The 13,937-nt window shown below is 68.6% G+C and carries 13 protein-coding genes and 2 pseudogenes; 6 read left to right on the top strand and 9 right to left on the bottom strand.

Features of this window, described 5'->3' with window-relative positions; translation table 11 throughout:
- Positions 1–199 precede the first annotated feature (199 nt).
- Positions 200–465 (top strand): annotated as a pseudogene (locus tag ACZ63F_RS06290) (transposase); the annotation flags it as partial.
- Here the strand turns inward: ACZ63F_RS06290 and ACZ63F_RS06285 are convergent.
- From ACZ63F_RS06285 to ACZ63F_RS06270, 4 genes and pseudogenes are all read right to left on the bottom strand, one after another.
- Positions 413–721 carry a hypothetical protein gene (locus ACZ63F_RS06285; RefSeq protein ID WP_469709174.1) on the bottom strand — a complete coding sequence of 103 codons (309 nt, stop codon included), beginning with the start codon at positions 719–721 and terminating at the stop codon, positions 413–415. The pseudogene ACZ63F_RS06290 and the gene ACZ63F_RS06285 sit on opposite strands and share 53 nt — an antisense overlap.
- 198 nt (positions 722–919) lie before the next feature.
- Positions 920–1,101, bottom strand: a pseudogene (locus ACZ63F_RS06280) (IS5/IS1182 family transposase); the annotation flags it as partial.
- Between the two features lie 124 nt (positions 1,102–1,225).
- Positions 1,226–1,585, bottom strand: coding sequence for a hypothetical protein (locus tag ACZ63F_RS06275; protein ID WP_469709172.1), 360 nt, complete (start codon positions 1,583–1,585; stop codon positions 1,226–1,228).
- A 122-nt stretch (positions 1,586–1,707) separates the two neighbouring features.
- On the bottom strand, positions 1,708–3,267 hold the full coding sequence (locus tag ACZ63F_RS06270; RefSeq protein ID WP_469709171.1) for a COG1361 family protein: 1,560 nt from the start codon (positions 3,265–3,267) through the stop codon (positions 1,708–1,710).
- 761 nt (positions 3,268–4,028) lie between these two features.
- On the opposite strand from ACZ63F_RS06270, the gene ACZ63F_RS06265 reads away from it, so the two are divergent.
- Positions 4,029–4,736 (top strand): polysaccharide deacetylase family protein, encoded by a 708-nt coding sequence (locus ACZ63F_RS06265; RefSeq protein WP_469709169.1) that lies wholly within the window; start codon positions 4,029–4,031, stop codon positions 4,734–4,736.
- 91 nt (positions 4,737–4,827) lie between these two features.
- Here ACZ63F_RS06265 and ACZ63F_RS06260 read toward each other — a convergent pair whose 3' ends face one another.
- Both ACZ63F_RS06260 and ACZ63F_RS06255 read right to left on the bottom strand, forming a co-directional pair.
- Positions 4,828–5,730, bottom strand: coding sequence for an endo alpha-1,4 polygalactosaminidase (locus tag ACZ63F_RS06260; RefSeq protein ID WP_469709168.1), 903 nt, complete (start codon positions 5,728–5,730; stop codon positions 4,828–4,830).
- Between the two features lie 558 nt (positions 5,731–6,288).
- Positions 6,289–6,975 carry an LURP-one-related/scramblase family protein gene (locus tag ACZ63F_RS06255; RefSeq protein ID WP_469709166.1) on the bottom strand — a complete coding sequence of 229 codons (687 nt, stop codon included), beginning with the start codon at positions 6,973–6,975 and terminating at the stop codon, positions 6,289–6,291.
- 338 nt (positions 6,976–7,313) lie between these two features.
- Here ACZ63F_RS06255 and ACZ63F_RS06250 point away from each other — a divergent pair, with 338 nt between their 5' ends.
- Together ACZ63F_RS06250 and ACZ63F_RS06245 are read left to right on the top strand one after the other, a co-directional pair.
- Entirely contained in the window at positions 7,314–8,204 is an 891-nt protein-coding gene (locus tag ACZ63F_RS06250) for an NAD(P)-dependent oxidoreductase (RefSeq protein ID WP_469709165.1), read from the top strand.
- Positions 8,205–8,338: 134 nt separating this feature from the next.
- Positions 8,339–9,523, top strand: a complete 1,185-nt coding sequence (locus tag ACZ63F_RS06245; RefSeq protein WP_469709162.1) for an acyl-CoA dehydrogenase family protein — start codon at positions 8,339–8,341, stop codon at positions 9,521–9,523.
- Positions 9,524–9,640: 117 nt separating this feature from the next.
- Here ACZ63F_RS06245 and ACZ63F_RS06240 read toward each other — a convergent pair whose 3' ends face one another.
- The 3 genes from ACZ63F_RS06240 to ACZ63F_RS06230 form a co-directional block, all read right to left on the bottom strand.
- Positions 9,641–9,829 carry a hypothetical protein gene (locus ACZ63F_RS06240; protein WP_469709160.1) on the bottom strand — a complete coding sequence of 63 codons (189 nt, stop codon included), beginning with the start codon at positions 9,827–9,829 and terminating at the stop codon, positions 9,641–9,643.
- 28 nt (positions 9,830–9,857) lie between these two features.
- The gene (locus ACZ63F_RS06235) at positions 9,858–10,976 is read right to left on the bottom strand and encodes a hypothetical protein (RefSeq protein ID WP_469709158.1); all 1,119 of its coding nucleotides are present in this window, start codon (positions 10,974–10,976) and stop codon (positions 9,858–9,860) included.
- Between the two features lie 382 nt (positions 10,977–11,358).
- Positions 11,359–11,970 (bottom strand): TetR/AcrR family transcriptional regulator, encoded by a 612-nt coding sequence (locus ACZ63F_RS06230; protein WP_469709156.1) that lies wholly within the window; start codon positions 11,968–11,970, stop codon positions 11,359–11,361.
- Between the two features lie 148 nt (positions 11,971–12,118).
- On the opposite strand from ACZ63F_RS06230, the gene ACZ63F_RS06225 reads away from it, so the two are divergent.
- Positions 12,119–12,853, top strand: coding sequence for an SDR family NAD(P)-dependent oxidoreductase (locus ACZ63F_RS06225; protein WP_469709155.1), 735 nt, complete (start codon positions 12,119–12,121; stop codon positions 12,851–12,853).
- Between the two features lie 33 nt (positions 12,854–12,886).
- Positions 12,887–13,510: an NADPH-dependent F420 reductase gene (locus ACZ63F_RS06220; protein WP_469709154.1), complete on the top strand. Its 624-nt coding sequence runs from the start codon at positions 12,887–12,889 to the stop codon at positions 13,508–13,510.
- Positions 13,511–13,937: the final 427 nt, after the last annotated feature.

Raw genomic sequence — 13,937 nt, 5'->3', positions numbered from 1 at the left:
GCCGCAGATGAGGCTGCATGCCAAAGAGACGAAAGCGTCGTGGAGTTCGAGGCGTCCTTCCCATCGGATGGCGAGGCAACGGGGTGCTGTTCGTCGAGTAGACGGCGCACCAAGTCGTCAGAGACTGAAACCTTTTCATGACTGGCTCAGGAAGAGGCACTCAGCTTGTTATTTAACCTTTGCGGACGACTGCGCCAAGTACCGCCGCCTGCAGCGGCAAGGCGGCATCAAGCCGGTGGTCACCCGACGCGGCGTCGTCCACGGAAGCAGCCTGGGCAAGGTCCGCTGGGTGGTCGAGCGTGCCAGTGCCTGGCTGCACCAGTTCAAACGGCTCCGCATCCGTTACGAGCTCGCGCACACCTCCACCAGGGCTTGCTGGAACTGGCTTGCAGAAGAGTCACCGCTCTCCGAGTCAGTAACGAAGGCGAGCCTCGGACCCGTCGATGCGCAGCCAGCAGTCCTTGAACACCCGCAGCAAGGGCCGCCCGCCGCTGACCGGAACCACCGTGAGGTCCAAGTCGAGCAATGGCTTCACCACTGCGGCAGTCCGAGACCCATCAGGATCCGGACCGCTGAGAGCCGCCAAAGCCTCGAACAAGGGCCTCACGTTCTCCCATCCCGGCCCCGGCGAAAAGCGCGCCAAGAAGAACGGCTGGTCACAGCCGTACTCACTCAGCTCACCGAGCAAGATGTCACCCCGCAGAAGCTGCCACTGCGTCACGCCCCGCCCCCGTCCTCTACCACTCCGTCGAGAACGCATCCTCACACCACACAAACGTCGGACCAAGCACGTCATTCTGAAATGGTCAGTAAGGGCTGAACGTAAATGATCTTTGGGTCGCCGGGAATGGGGCGGTCGCGGGGGCGGTCTGCTTGCGTGTCCGGCAAGGGCGATGCCGAGCATGGCGTGGTGGACCCCGTCGCCTTGAGGCGGCAGCGTGCCGTCCACGATGAGCACGGGCTCCTTGGCGGACCGCTTGCAGGGCTGGAGCGCGAGCAGCGGCACGAGGTGGTCAATGATCGGGTCCGTCGCCGACTTTCCGTCGCCGACTTGGACGCCCCGAACAGTGGGGGAAGTTGGCGTATCGCCAGGTTTGTGCGCCCCGAAGGCGCGCGAGCTCAGCCCGGTGAACGGGGCTGTCCAAGACGGCTCCGACACCGTGATCACACCAGCCGCGCCGGGATCATCGCACCGCAGCGTGCTCCGCCGGCAGGCCTTCTCGCCTCAACGGAACCCGTGGACCACCTGGATCTCGCCGACGATGTGGGCGTTGAAGTCGTCCAGTTCCTCGGCCGGAACCCAGAGCTCGAGGATCGTCTGCCCACCGGCCTGCTGGATGGGATACCGGCTCAGGAACTCCGATTCGACCTCAAAACGAGTGACGAAGCCGGCACCATCGTGCTTTACGTTCCAGTCTCGCGCGATCCTGACCGCGTAGTCCTCGTTGAGGACCGGGTAGAAGATCGGCTGCTCGGGCAGCCGGGGCGGCCAGGCACGCCAGTTCAGCTCCCGAACCAGATCCAGCTCCTTGGGGCCGGTGGGGCGCCACAGGGTCGTCGTTGCTTGCCGGCTGGTCATCTGCATCGCTCTCTGAAGGTAGTCCGCTGGTGCGGCAGGTAGGGACAGCGGACGATACCGGCACTGCGAACTCATCAGCCACGCAGTTTCCGCACCGTGACCAGCAGTTACGGCGCAACCCTCAGAGGTCATCTCGTCGTGGCGGCGGAACGCCTTCGACGCCACACGTACAGGGCCACAGCGAGAGTGAGCAACGGAGCGCCGACGGCAACCTCGATGTAGAAACCTGGGGTGGCCCAGGCCGGCCCCGGCCACACGGACACAACGACGTCCGTCGTATCGTCAGCCGGCTCGGTGTCGTTGCTCGGATGTCCCGGGTCGCTGTCCAAGACCGTGACCCGGCCGCTCTCCCCGGCACTGTCCTTGTCGATGCGCAGGGTGAACGGAAACGTCGTTGAGGCCCCCACCGCGTCGATGCGCGCTGTGCAGACGTAAAGTCTGGCACTCGGCTGTTTGGCGGAGGCTTCGGCAAGGGGTGTCCCGTCAGCGGCGAACGCTCGGCAGTCCTGTTCGATCACTTCCTCGTCACGTTCGAAACTGTACGGCGACGCCACGACAGTGGTGCCCTCCGGAACCGTGAAGAGGACCTTGACCGCCGCCGTGAGCGCACCGGGCCCGTCGTTCCGCGCACCGATCCGCACCGTGGCGAGGCTACCGAGAGGACCGCGCACCGTGCCGGCGACCGCAGCCAGTTCACTCTTGTTGGCGACGGTCACGCGGAGCACCTGCGGATCGTCGCTGCCCGTACTCGTCGCACCGGCCTCGGCACGGGAGGCCGGAACGAAACGCAGCGGAGGCCCGTCACCCGGCCGGTAGGTCGACGCGATCGCGTCCGGGGGCACATAGTCGGTACCGACAGCATCAGCGCTGAAGTTGACGGTCGGGTACGTGGCATCCTTCGTGGCCCGCAGATGTTCGCGCGCATCCAGGCCGTACGACCGGCCGGGCGGAATGACAATGTCGTCCGCGAGGAGCCGGCACCACGCCGAAGTATCGCCTTTGTAGCGACAGTTGCGGTGCCGGTCGCTCAGGGTGATGCCGTCGTGTGCCTCCATGCGCAGCGCCACACCACGGGCCGGCACGTCACCGACGTTACGCAGCGTCAGTCGGACCGCCAAGCTCCCGCCGGGTTTCACCGGACCCGAATCCCGGTGCAGTACGACGCGCAGCTTCGGTCTGCCGATCACGATGAGGGAGTGACCACTGACGGGCTCCAAGCCGGGCGCGGTCACGCGGTAGCGCAGCACTGCGGAGTCGCCCGCCTTCGCCCCTTTCGCGGGACTCAGGTGGAAGGCCTGGATACCGCCTGAACCTGTCGGGCCTGCCTGCGTGTCGCAGTGATAGACGGGCAGGTGGACGACACAGTTGTCGAGTGCCCGCTTGACCGTGACGATGCCCTGCAGATCACGGGCGTCGAAGGTCACCCGTAGTCTGGCCGTCCCCGCGCCGACCTTCTCTTCGACCCGCAGATCCGACACGGGCTGTTGCGGATCGCGGGAAACGTAGAAGAGCGAAGGAACGGCCAGCTTCACCTCGGCGCCGTCGCTCGAGGAGCACCCCGCGAGGACGGACGTCATGGTGACCAGCGTGAGCAGGAGGCCGAAGGCAGCCTTGCAGACACGAACGACACGGTTCGTTTCCCGCCCCTGACTTACTCGAAGGCGAGGGTCGCGCTGCAAATAGTCCATGCGGCCACCCTGCCAAGTCGAGATCACGACCGCGCTTCCCTACGGTCACGGGGGCGCTTTGGCCGTCATGTCACAAGCCCGCGTAGGCAGGTGTTCTCTCCACTCCACTCACCTCACTTCCCCTCACCTCACCGGACCGAGCCCGACCGCGCGGGTAGCGGTTGACTTTGTTCCGGCGTCCGCTGCCAGCGGGCGTGTGCGACAGGCTGACGGCCGTGAGTGAGCTCGAACCCGTCGCCTTGCCATCTGACAAGTGGCCCACGGCGTCGAACTCGCCGCGGTTTCGGGCAGCGACCGGATGGACCAGGCCCTTGGCTCGCGGCTGCGGCCGGGCGCTTCGCCGAGGACGACCCTGGCAGGCGTGCAGGCCCCAACGCGGCACGGGCGGGGACAGCGAAGCCTCCCAGACGCCGCCGGCCTCCTCGCCGTACTCGGGCACGCGACGACGCGCAGTCGACTCGTGCTGTCGGGAGAGCGCGCTCTTCATGTGCAAAACGGGCACGACCCGGTGCACTCACACCTGACTGTTGATCTTTTTCTAGTGTTGCCGGCTTACCTTTCGGCTGGTCAAGATCGACGTCAGCTGAAGGACGGGCACGGTGAAAAAGCGCAGGAACCGGGGCAGGCTGTACCGGTCAGTGACAGGGGCGGTCGCAGTGGGCCTGGCGGTAGGCGGTTGCGGCACCGGTGGCGGTAGCGGTGATGCCGCCCGCGCCTCCCGGTCTGCCGTACCGGCCGACACCGTCAGCACCACGCCCGCCATGCCCGACTCCGCGGCGGCCTGGCGCAAGTGGGGCCTGACTCCGCTGCCCGCTGCCCCGCGGCCGCCGGCCGACAAGCCGGTTCGGCTCTCGGCGACCGGAACCGTTCCGGTCTTCACCCGCATACCGACCACGCAGAAGGTCGTCTTCATCACGGTGGACGACGGGCAGGAGAAGGACCCCGCTTTCATCCGGATGCTGCGGGACCTGAGGGTCCCGATCACGATGTTCCTGATGAACGACGCCGTCAAATCGGACTACGCATACTTCAGGCCGCTGCAGGCACTGGGCAACCACATCCAGAACCACACCCTGCACCACCCCGTGATGAGCGCCCTCCCGCTGGCCCGCCAGAAGGAAGAGGTGTGCGGCGACCAGAAGATCCTCACCAAGGAGTACGGCACCGCGCCGCTGCTCTTCCGGCCGCCCTACGGCGCGTACAACACCAACACCAAGATCGCGGTCGGGGACTGCGGCCCCCGCGCGATCGTGTGGTGGCGGGAGTCCATGCAGATCCGCACCATGCAGTACCAGTCAGCAGACAGGAAGCTGCATCCCGGAGACATCATCCTGGCCCACTTCCGCGGCCCGTCGGAGCTCAAGGGCACCACGATGACGCACATGTTCGCCAACCTGCTCCGGCGCATCCATGAGCAGGGCTTCACCGTGGCCCGCCTTGAGGACTACATCCAGCCGCCGACCAGGTGAACCGGCGGGTGACCCCGCTGACGTCGTCGTACAGTTCCGGGCGCGCGGGAGATGCCGTCGCGGGACATCGTCGACAGCTGACGGGCCGTGCTCAGTGACGGTCGCAGGTCTCGCGCAGGTAGCCGTCGTGACCGGCCGGTGTGACGTCCAGGTCACGCCGGACGACGCTGATCCGGTCGCCCCAGCCCGCGCAGGCCTTCCTCAGGCCCTTCTCGGTGTATTCGACCACGATGACGTGGTCGCCGAACGCGTCGACGTAGGACCCGCATTCGTCGTACTGCCCGCACTCCTCCACCACCGCGAAGTCGAGGCCGACCCGCTTGCGGTCCTTGGCGAGTTCGAGGGTGTTCTTCTGCGCGATGGCAAGGTGCCGGGAGTGCGCGTGGCGGGCGAGGAGGGTCTGGAACGCCTCGGCGTCGGCCGCGGTCAGCAGTCCGTGCGGGGCGCGGGTGTAGCTGTCGTAGTTGTCCGGCTCGACGGCGTCGAATCCCTTGTCGGCGCACTCGTCGATCCAGTCGTCCACCTTCTTCGCGATCCGCGTGCGCTTGGCCGGGGTTCTGACGTCGAGCATCGCCTCGCCCCAGTCCTCGTCCATGACGACCTTCCCGGAGGCGTCCCGTAGCAGGAGGTCGGCGTCCCACTCATGCTCCGCGTCGGGCTGGGCCTGGAACGCGTTGACGTAGCAGATGTTGTACAGGCCCGCGGCGGGCGCCGCCGTGTGGTCGCGGGAGACCACGGAGACGCCCTTCGGCGGGGTGTAGGCGCCGCCGAGCTGGTAGTCGACGCCGGCATGGACGGGCGGTGTGGAGACTTTCGTCCGCGGGGCTTTCGAGGCGCTGCCCGTTGCAGTGGTGGTGCCCGTTTCGGAGGTGGTGCCCGTGTCGGTAGTGGTGCTGGAGCAGCCTGCGGTGAGGGAGGCTGCGGCCAGGACGACGGCGACAGCGACGGCGCGGGGGACGGCGGCGCGGCTGGAGTCTGCCGGGTACGTGCGCATGACGGCCTGTTTCTGGACGGGAGAGCATGCCCCGCCTCGGACGCGCGTGGTCCTGGCGACTGGGGCCGGGCTGACGGGTCGAAAGCCCGTGTCACCGGCTGGGAATGCCATGGTTCCGCGGACCGCGACGGTGCTGGGCAGTCCGACACCGTGACGATATCAAGCCGTCGCAACCAGCTTGTGCCGCGTCCAGGCAGGACCAGGCGGGACCGAGCCGGGACCGGCCCGGGCGACAGCACGCCCGGCTACCGGAGGCACGGCGGCTCGGACGACGCGTCGGGCCATGGCCGTGGCCGCGCATCGGACGACGCCTGGAGGTCGGTGTCGGTGTTCCCGGAACGGACGACGCACACGGCAGCGGGTGACGGGCGGCGCGCGGGACCGCGGCCCGAACGGCGGTTGTGGCCGGACGAGGTGGCGCAATCGGGCGGACTCACGCGACCCGTCTCCTTGTCAACGCCCCTTTGGACCAGAGCAAGGTGATGCCGTGTGGATCCGGTCGGGGCAGGCTCCGCCGCCCCGACGCGTGCACCTTGCGCCGCTCAGCGCGGCTCGTCCTCAGCCCAGTCCGCGGGCGTCCTGCTTCAGAGCCGTGTCGACCGTCAGCGCGGTGGCCACGACCAGGCTCCGCAACGGCTCGGGGAGTTGCTGGTGGATCTGGAGGACGTAGTTGTCCGCCGTGGTGAACATGGTCTTGGCCAGGCCTTCCCAGGTCTTGGTGATCCGGGCCACCTCGGTGCCTGCCTGGTCGACGACGGCGAAGTTCCAGGCGCGCCAGTTCTCCCCCTTGATGGCGCCGATCTGGGTCCCACCGGCGTTGATGGCGAAGTTGATCTTCCCGAAGACGTTCTGCTGGACCAGCTCGCCCACCGGTTCTCCGTCCGGACGGGTGACGATCACCCGGGACTTGAATATCTTCGCGGGACGGGTCAGTCGCAGCACCGGCTGCCCCTGGACGTCCCGGATCTCCAGCTTGTGGGTGAAGTACTGGTCCCAGTCGCTGATGAAGCGTACGACCTTGCGCAGCGCGCTCTGCCCGACCTCGGCCACGGACCCGAGCTGGTTGCCGTGCTGGTCCATGACCTTGTACTCGTTGGTCAGCTCTATGAGTTTGGCCTTCTGGTTCACGACCAGAACCGGTTCGGTGAAGAGGGTGCCCCCGCCGGGACCGCTCGGGGCGATCCCGGCCTGCTGCTGCACCTGACGGCTGACCTTCGGGTCAGGGCTGTTCGATTGTGTGGTCACTGCGGCACGTTACCCCCCGGGGGCCGCGTCCCGGCCCGCCGCGTGCCGTCTCGTGGCCACACCGTGACGAAGCGCGGTCCGCCGGCTTCGACCGCATCGGCGTCGACCGCATCGGCGCAGCCCGACAGAGGAACGCGCCGGAGGCGTTCGCCGGCAACAGGCCACCTCAGGCAGCCGGCAGCGCCCACGGCTCGACGCGGGGCACCGGAGCAGACCTACGATGCTCCCAGTGATCCTCTGGGTGATCCCGCATACCTCCAGCGGGCCGGAAAGCCGTCGGCCTTGCGGGTGAGCCGGAGCGAAACGACCGACGCAACGACTGACATGGCGGTGATTCTGTGCCCTCGCGTGTAGCTCTGGTCGGCGTCGGCCGTATGGGGACGCCTCTGTGCGGACGCTTCGTCACGGCGGGGCACGCGGTCACGGCCTTCGATCTGCGTCCCGAGCGGGAAGAAGCGGTGCGCTCGTTGGGCGCCGACTGGGCGTCGTCCGTCACGGCGGCCGCGGCCGGTGCGGACGTACTGGTGACCGTCGTGCCCGGGCCCGAGGAGGCCGAGGCGGCACTTCAGGACGGCGTGTTCTCCGTCCTGGCTTCCGGGGCGGTATGGATAGACATGACGAGCAACGCCCCGGCGGTGGCGGAGGTGTTGCGGGAACGAGCGCGTGCCCATGGCGTCGATGTCCTCGAAGCACCCGTCGGTGGCAGCCCGGACGATGCCGAACAGGGGCGTCTCAGGCTGTTCGTGGGCGGTTCTCCCGAAGTCCTCGACCGGTACAGGCCCCTGTTGGAGGCCGTGACGACTTCGGACCGGATCAGTCACATGGGCGGCCCGGGAACCGGTTACACGACGAAGCTCCTCATCAACCTGCTCTGGTTCGGGCAGGCCGCGGCGACCGCCGAGGCACTTCTGCTGGGCCGCCGAGCGGGCATCGACCTCGGTGTCCTGCGCGACACACTGGCGGACAGCGCCGCCGGGAGCGACTTCATCCGCAGGGACCTGCCGGCCCTGTTCGCCGGGAACTACCTCCCTTCCTACGGACTCGACCGCATCCACGAGCAACTTGAGGTCATCACGGGTGAGGCCCGCGACCTCGGCACGCCGCACGCGATCGCCGACACCGTGCTCCACCTTCACCGGCGGGCCCTGGAACGCTTCGGACCCGTGAACGGCGAACTTCTCGCCGTAGCCCTCCTGGAGGAGGTCGCCGGCACCTTGCTGCGCCCTTGACCGGTCGGGAGGCCGAAAGGCGTCACTCGAGAGCAGGGCGGATCAACTTCGTTGCCTTGATGGTGCGTTGACAGTGGGCGGGATCGGCGCGACGGTGAGGGTTCCCGTGGGGTCCCGAGAACGGAGGTCGTCACTTGGCCGGTTCGTCAGCACCTCGCTCGGACACCGATCTCGTCGAACGCGTACGCGCGCTCCGACCCCTGCTCCGCTCTCACGCCCTGCGTGCGGAGCAGCAAGGGCGAGTCGCCGAGGAGGCCGTCGAGGCCCTCGCGGGAGCCGGGATCCACCGGATGAACGTTCCCCGCCGCCATGGGGGTTACCAGAGCTCGCTGCGGACGCAGGTCGACGCGCTGAGCGAGGTCTCCGCCGCCTGCGGGTCGGCCGGGTTCATGGCGTTGATCCAGGCCGGCTGCGCGTTCATCGCGGCCCTGTTCCCCGACAAGGCACAGGACGAGATCTTCACCCATCCCGATGTACGGGTGGGTGGCACGCTCATCCCGGGCTCGAAGGCCGTTGCGGTGGACGGCGGTTATCTGGTGAGCGGGAACTCTCCCTTCGCGACCGGCTGTCAGGACGCCGACTGGCACCTGCTGACCGCGTCCGCGGACAACGGACAGGGGCCGCCGGAGATGCTGTGGCTGGCGATCCCCATGACCGATCTCAAGGTCCTGGACGACTGGAACGTCTCGGGCCTGGCCGGCAGCGGCAGCAACACCGTCGTCGCGCAGGAGGTTCACGTACCCTCCCATCGCGTACTGCCGGTCGGGCCGTTGCTGGCGGGCGCGTTTCCGTCGGAGCGCAACAGTGCCGACCCCTTCTACCACATGCCGGTGCTGTTGTTGTTCTGCGCCTGGACGGCCGCGAACGCCCTCGGTCTGGCGCGGTCCGCTCTGACGGAGTTCGGCGAGCGCATTCACCAGCGCGGGATCACGTACACCTTCTACGAGCGCCAGCACGAGGCCCCGGTGACGCATCTCCAGTTCGCCGAGGCCGCGATGAAGGTCTCCTCCGCGGAACTGCTCGCCGCCGACTTCGTGGGGCTGATCGAATCCCGGGTGGCCGACGCAGCGCCCTACACGCTCCAGGAGCGGTCCCGGATCAGGGCGCAGTGCGGGTATCTGGCGCGGTTGTGCAAGGAGGCCGCGGACCTGGTCGGATCCGCCTCGGGTGCCTCGTCCCTGCACCGGGAGGTGCCGATCCAGCGGATCGTGCGGGACCTGAACGCCCTGAACCTGCATTCGTTCGTCAATCCCGCCGCCAACCTGGAGTTGTACGGCCGAGTGCTGTCAGGTCTCGACGCCGGGACGCCTTTCCTCTAGCACCGGCTCCCTCCAGTGCCCCGCGGTGCCGACCGGGCCGAGTGTCCCGAGTTCGGGGCGCCCTTGGTAACCGGAATGGATCGGTGTCGAGCGGCGCCTGCTGCTCGTGGTGGTGGGTCAGGAGGACCTGGCCGTCGAGAGCGTGACGGTCAGCGGGATGCCGTGCCGGTTGACGATCACCTGGTGCTGGGAGCCGGGGCGAGCGCGGAGTGTGAGCCGTCGACGGCGCAGCCATCCAGCATTGAGGGGCTTCCAGGTGCGCAGGAGGACAGCGATCTCGTCTGCGGTGCAGAGTGGGCAGATCATTTGGCCGCCGTAGTGCCCGGCTGACCGTTCACGGCAGGCGGCTCCCGTCGACCGTGTCCGCGTTGGAAGCCATGAAGTCGTTCTCAACGGCGGGAGCGATGCGGGTGAGCCAGCGCTCCGTCTCTTCCGTTCCCAGAATCCGATCAAGGCTGAGGGCGGGGATCATGTTCTGGAAGACCCGGCCGATGCCCATGCCATAGTCTCCGTTCGGTGGGTGCAGCACCAGCACGCGCGTGCCGTCGAGGGGTTTGATGTCAGCGGGCACGCCTTCCGGGTGAACGTAGGCGCCGTGGCCGTCGAAAAGGCGGAAACGCCGGATCGCCGGATTGCCGGGGCCCAGGTACGGGTCGGCGTCCGTCGCTGCCGCGACCCACGAGCGGTCGGGGCGTTCCCCCGGCACCATGCCTTGGCGGGAGTCACCGACAAGCCGGTCCGCAAGCAGGATGTGCAGCTGGAAGTTGTCCCTGACACCGCTCACCGTGAGGAGATACCCCCTACGCGCAGGGGGGTGGAGGACGAGCAGAGGCTCGTCGTCAAGGACGGCAGCCAGGTCTCTCACCCAGGCGGCGCGCTGCGACCGGTCGGCGACCGCCGCGGCGTTCTCCCGCAGTTCGGCTTTCACCTCTGTGGGCACCGCTGCCCGGAAGGGACGGTGCCCCCAGACAGCGATCAGCGCCTGGAGCCAGTCCTCCATGTCGAACCAGGACATGGCGATCCGCGTCATGTCCCCTGTATCAGGGCGCCCTTCCGCCCTGGCCAGGGCGGCAAGAGCCTGCACCATCTCCGGTGCACTGCCACTCACCTGCTCCGGCAACGGACGCCCGGGAGCCGCTTCGGCCCAGCACCCCGGGACCAGACCGTTGAGCATCATTGCCTCCGCGGCGCGCTGCGGCAACACGTCGGCCAGCGCCATCGGGGAACCGCCCCACTCGACGCACGCCCCCGCCAGGACGGCCGTCTTGGCGAAATCGCCGGCCAAACCCCGCAGCCACGGCGCGAGGGCCTCGACCGCGACGGTCAAACTCGCGGGACCTCCCGCACGCGCAGTCTCCGCCAACCGCGACAACGCCTGCCTGTAGCCATTGTCCGAACCAGACCTCATCTGCGAGACAAGGTCGTCGACAAGGCGGGGGATCTCCGAAGGCACGGCGGCACGCTAGCGGGGCGACGATCTCCACGCCGCGGTCGGTGTCCGAGCGCCGCATCAGGACGCGGTGCCCAGGTACGGTACGGGACCTATTGCCCCAACTGCCATGGCGACGCGCGCTGGTGCTCGGATGGTGCCGCGCCAGACGCTGTCTCCCTGCCGTTGCGCCACAACGGACGAACAGCTACCTGCGCGGAGCCTCCCGAACCGCTTTCCCGAGGCGGTGGGCTCGTGGGCCCCGCGGATTCCGCCGCAGCCCTCAACAGGTGGACGGCCAGCCTCGTGCAATCCGGCAGGGCCGGGTGCGGACTGCTGGTGTCGCGTACCAGCGGGTGCGGTCGCGCGACCGGCTGCGCGTCCGGCCCGGCCGCGGAGTGCCCGGTCACGTTGACACTTGCTCCCGTCGCCGGTCGTCGCCGGATGTGGCGGGGAGGGCGTTGTCGATGAGGACGGCGGCGATGGCGACGGCGGTGGGGAAGGCGTCGGCGTCGAGGACGCGGGTGCGGGCCGCTGCGCCGTCGAGGAGCAGCGCCAGTTGCTCGCCGAGCTGTTCCGGGTCGGCAGCCCCGGCTTCGCGAGCCGCGTCGGCGAGCCTCGCGGCGACGGCCTTCTTGTAGTCGCGCGCGTACTGGGATGCGGGGTGCTGGGGGTCGTGGAGTTCGACGGCCGCGGCGATGTAGGGGCACAGGGGGGTGCCGGGGGCGATGTCGAAGGCGGCGAGGAGCCGTTCGCGGGGCGTGAGGTCGGTGCGGTCGAACACGTCGGACAGAACGGAGGGGTCGAACCGGCGCAGGTACTCGGCGACGAGTTCATCCTTGCCGGTGAAGTGCTGGTAGGCCGTGCGCTTGGACACCTCGGCCGCGGCGCAGAGCTGGTCCATGCCGGTGCGGTTGATGCCCTGCTCGCGGAACAGCTGCTGGGACGCGCCGAGGATGCGCTCGCGGGCGCCCCGGCCGCGGCGCCGGCCCGTGGGGCCCTTCTCCAACTCCGTCATGGGCCCAGCGTACCGCAGCAGGGTAACGACCGGTGTACATAGTTTGCGTCCCGGCCACCGGCCCCCTACGGTAAGCACACAGGGCGGTGTACATAACACCGTCGCTCCAGGCATGCACGGCACCACCGACCCAAGGGAACGAACGACTATGGGAAAGCTCGACGGCAAGGTCGCGGTCATCACCGGCGCCACCAACGGCATGGCGCTGGCTGGCGCCAAGCTGTTCGTCGACGAGGGAGCGCACGTCTTCATCACCGGTCGCCGCCAGGAGGCCCTGGACGAGGCGGTGAAGCAGATCGGCCGCAACGTCACCGGCGTCCGGGGCGACGCCGCCGACCTGGACGACCTGGACCGCCTGTACGACACCGTCAAGCGGGAGAAGGGCAGCATCGACGTGCTGTGGGCCAGTGCGGGCGGCGGCGAGCCCGCCCCGCTGGGCGAGATCACCGAGGCCCAGTTCGACAGGTGGTTCGGCCTCAACGCCCGCGGCACCCTGTTCACCGTCCAGAAGGCCCTCCCGCTCTTCAACGACGGCGGCTCCATCTTCATGACCGGCTCCAGCGCCTCCCTCAGCTCCTTCCCGGGCTGGAGCGTCTACGCCGGCAGCAAGGCCGTTCAGCAGGCCTGGGCCCGCGTCTGGCTCAACGAGCTCAAGGACCGCCGCATCCGCGTCAACGTGCTGACCCCTGGCCAGGTCGCCACCGCCAAGCAGGACGAACTCTTCGACGAGGCCACCAAGCGCCAGTTCGAGTCCCTCATCCCCCGCGGCGAGATGGGCCGCCCCGACGAGATCGCCACCGTCGCCCTCTTCCTCGCCTCCGACGACTCCAGCTACGTCAACGGCATGGAACTCGTCGCCGACGGCGGCACCACCGCCCTCTGAACCGGACAGCACGCGATAGGGGCAGGACATCTCATGAGCAGCATCAGCATCATCGGCACCGGGAACATGGCCCGCACCATCGGCGCGCGGGCGATAGCCGGCGGCAACACCGTCGAGGTCATGGGCCGCGACCGGTCCAAGGCCGCCGACCTGGCCAAGACTCTCGGCGGCGGCACCACGACGGGAGAGTGGGGCACCGCGCCGGCCGGGGACATCGTCATCGTGGCCCTGCTGTACGACGGTGTCGTCCCGGCCGTCACCCGGTACGGAGACGCTCTCGCGGGCAAGGTCATCGTCGACATCAGCAACCCCTTCAATTCCACGTTCGACGGGCTGGCCCACCGCGAGGAGACCTCGATCGCGCAGGAGGTCGCCAAAGCGGCCCCGGCCGGCGCCGGCGTGGTGAAGGCGTTCAACACCGTCTTCCGCCATGTCCTGGAGAAGGGCCGGCCCGACGTCTTCATCGCCGGCGACAACGCGCAGGCCAAGGCCAGTGTGGAGGCGTTCGTCAAAAGCCTCGGAATGCGCCCGCTGGACGTCGGCGGCCTGACAATGGCGCACTGGCTGGAAGGAGCGGGTGTGGTCACGGTGGGCCTCGCCAACCACGGTGTGGGGAACATGGACTTCGCCCTCGGCATCACCGAACTTGGCGCCTGAGCAACGGTCGACGGAGCGTTCGCGGAGCGGCTGCCGATCAGGGGACGGAGCCGGCGTGAGGGGGCGCTGTGCAATCAACAGGGCTCCCGCACGCCGAGAAACGTGCTCGGCGTCTCGGAGGGTGTGTCACCTCCTCCTTTTGCAGGTCACGGGGCATGGAGGATGGTGGTGATCCAGTCTGCCGTTCGGTCGGGCGTCGATGGTCGCCGTTCCGAACGGCGACGGCAGCACGTTGGTCTTCAGACGGCTGCGAAGGTGGCTGGCAACGCCTCGGCCTGACGGCGGGGGCTGGGGGGGGGGGGGGGGGGGGGGGGGGGGGGGCGGGGTGGGGGGGGGGGGGGGGGACCCAACACCCCCCTCTTTTTCTCAGGGGGGGGGGGCACACAAAACGGGGGGGCCGGGGGGGGTTCACACGCCCCCTCCTAGC

It is taken from the genome of Streptomyces sp. NPDC104761 (genome assembly GCF_055583445.1).
Note: the sequence above shows the minus strand (reverse complement) of the source record. Positions and strands in the feature narration are given on the sequence as shown.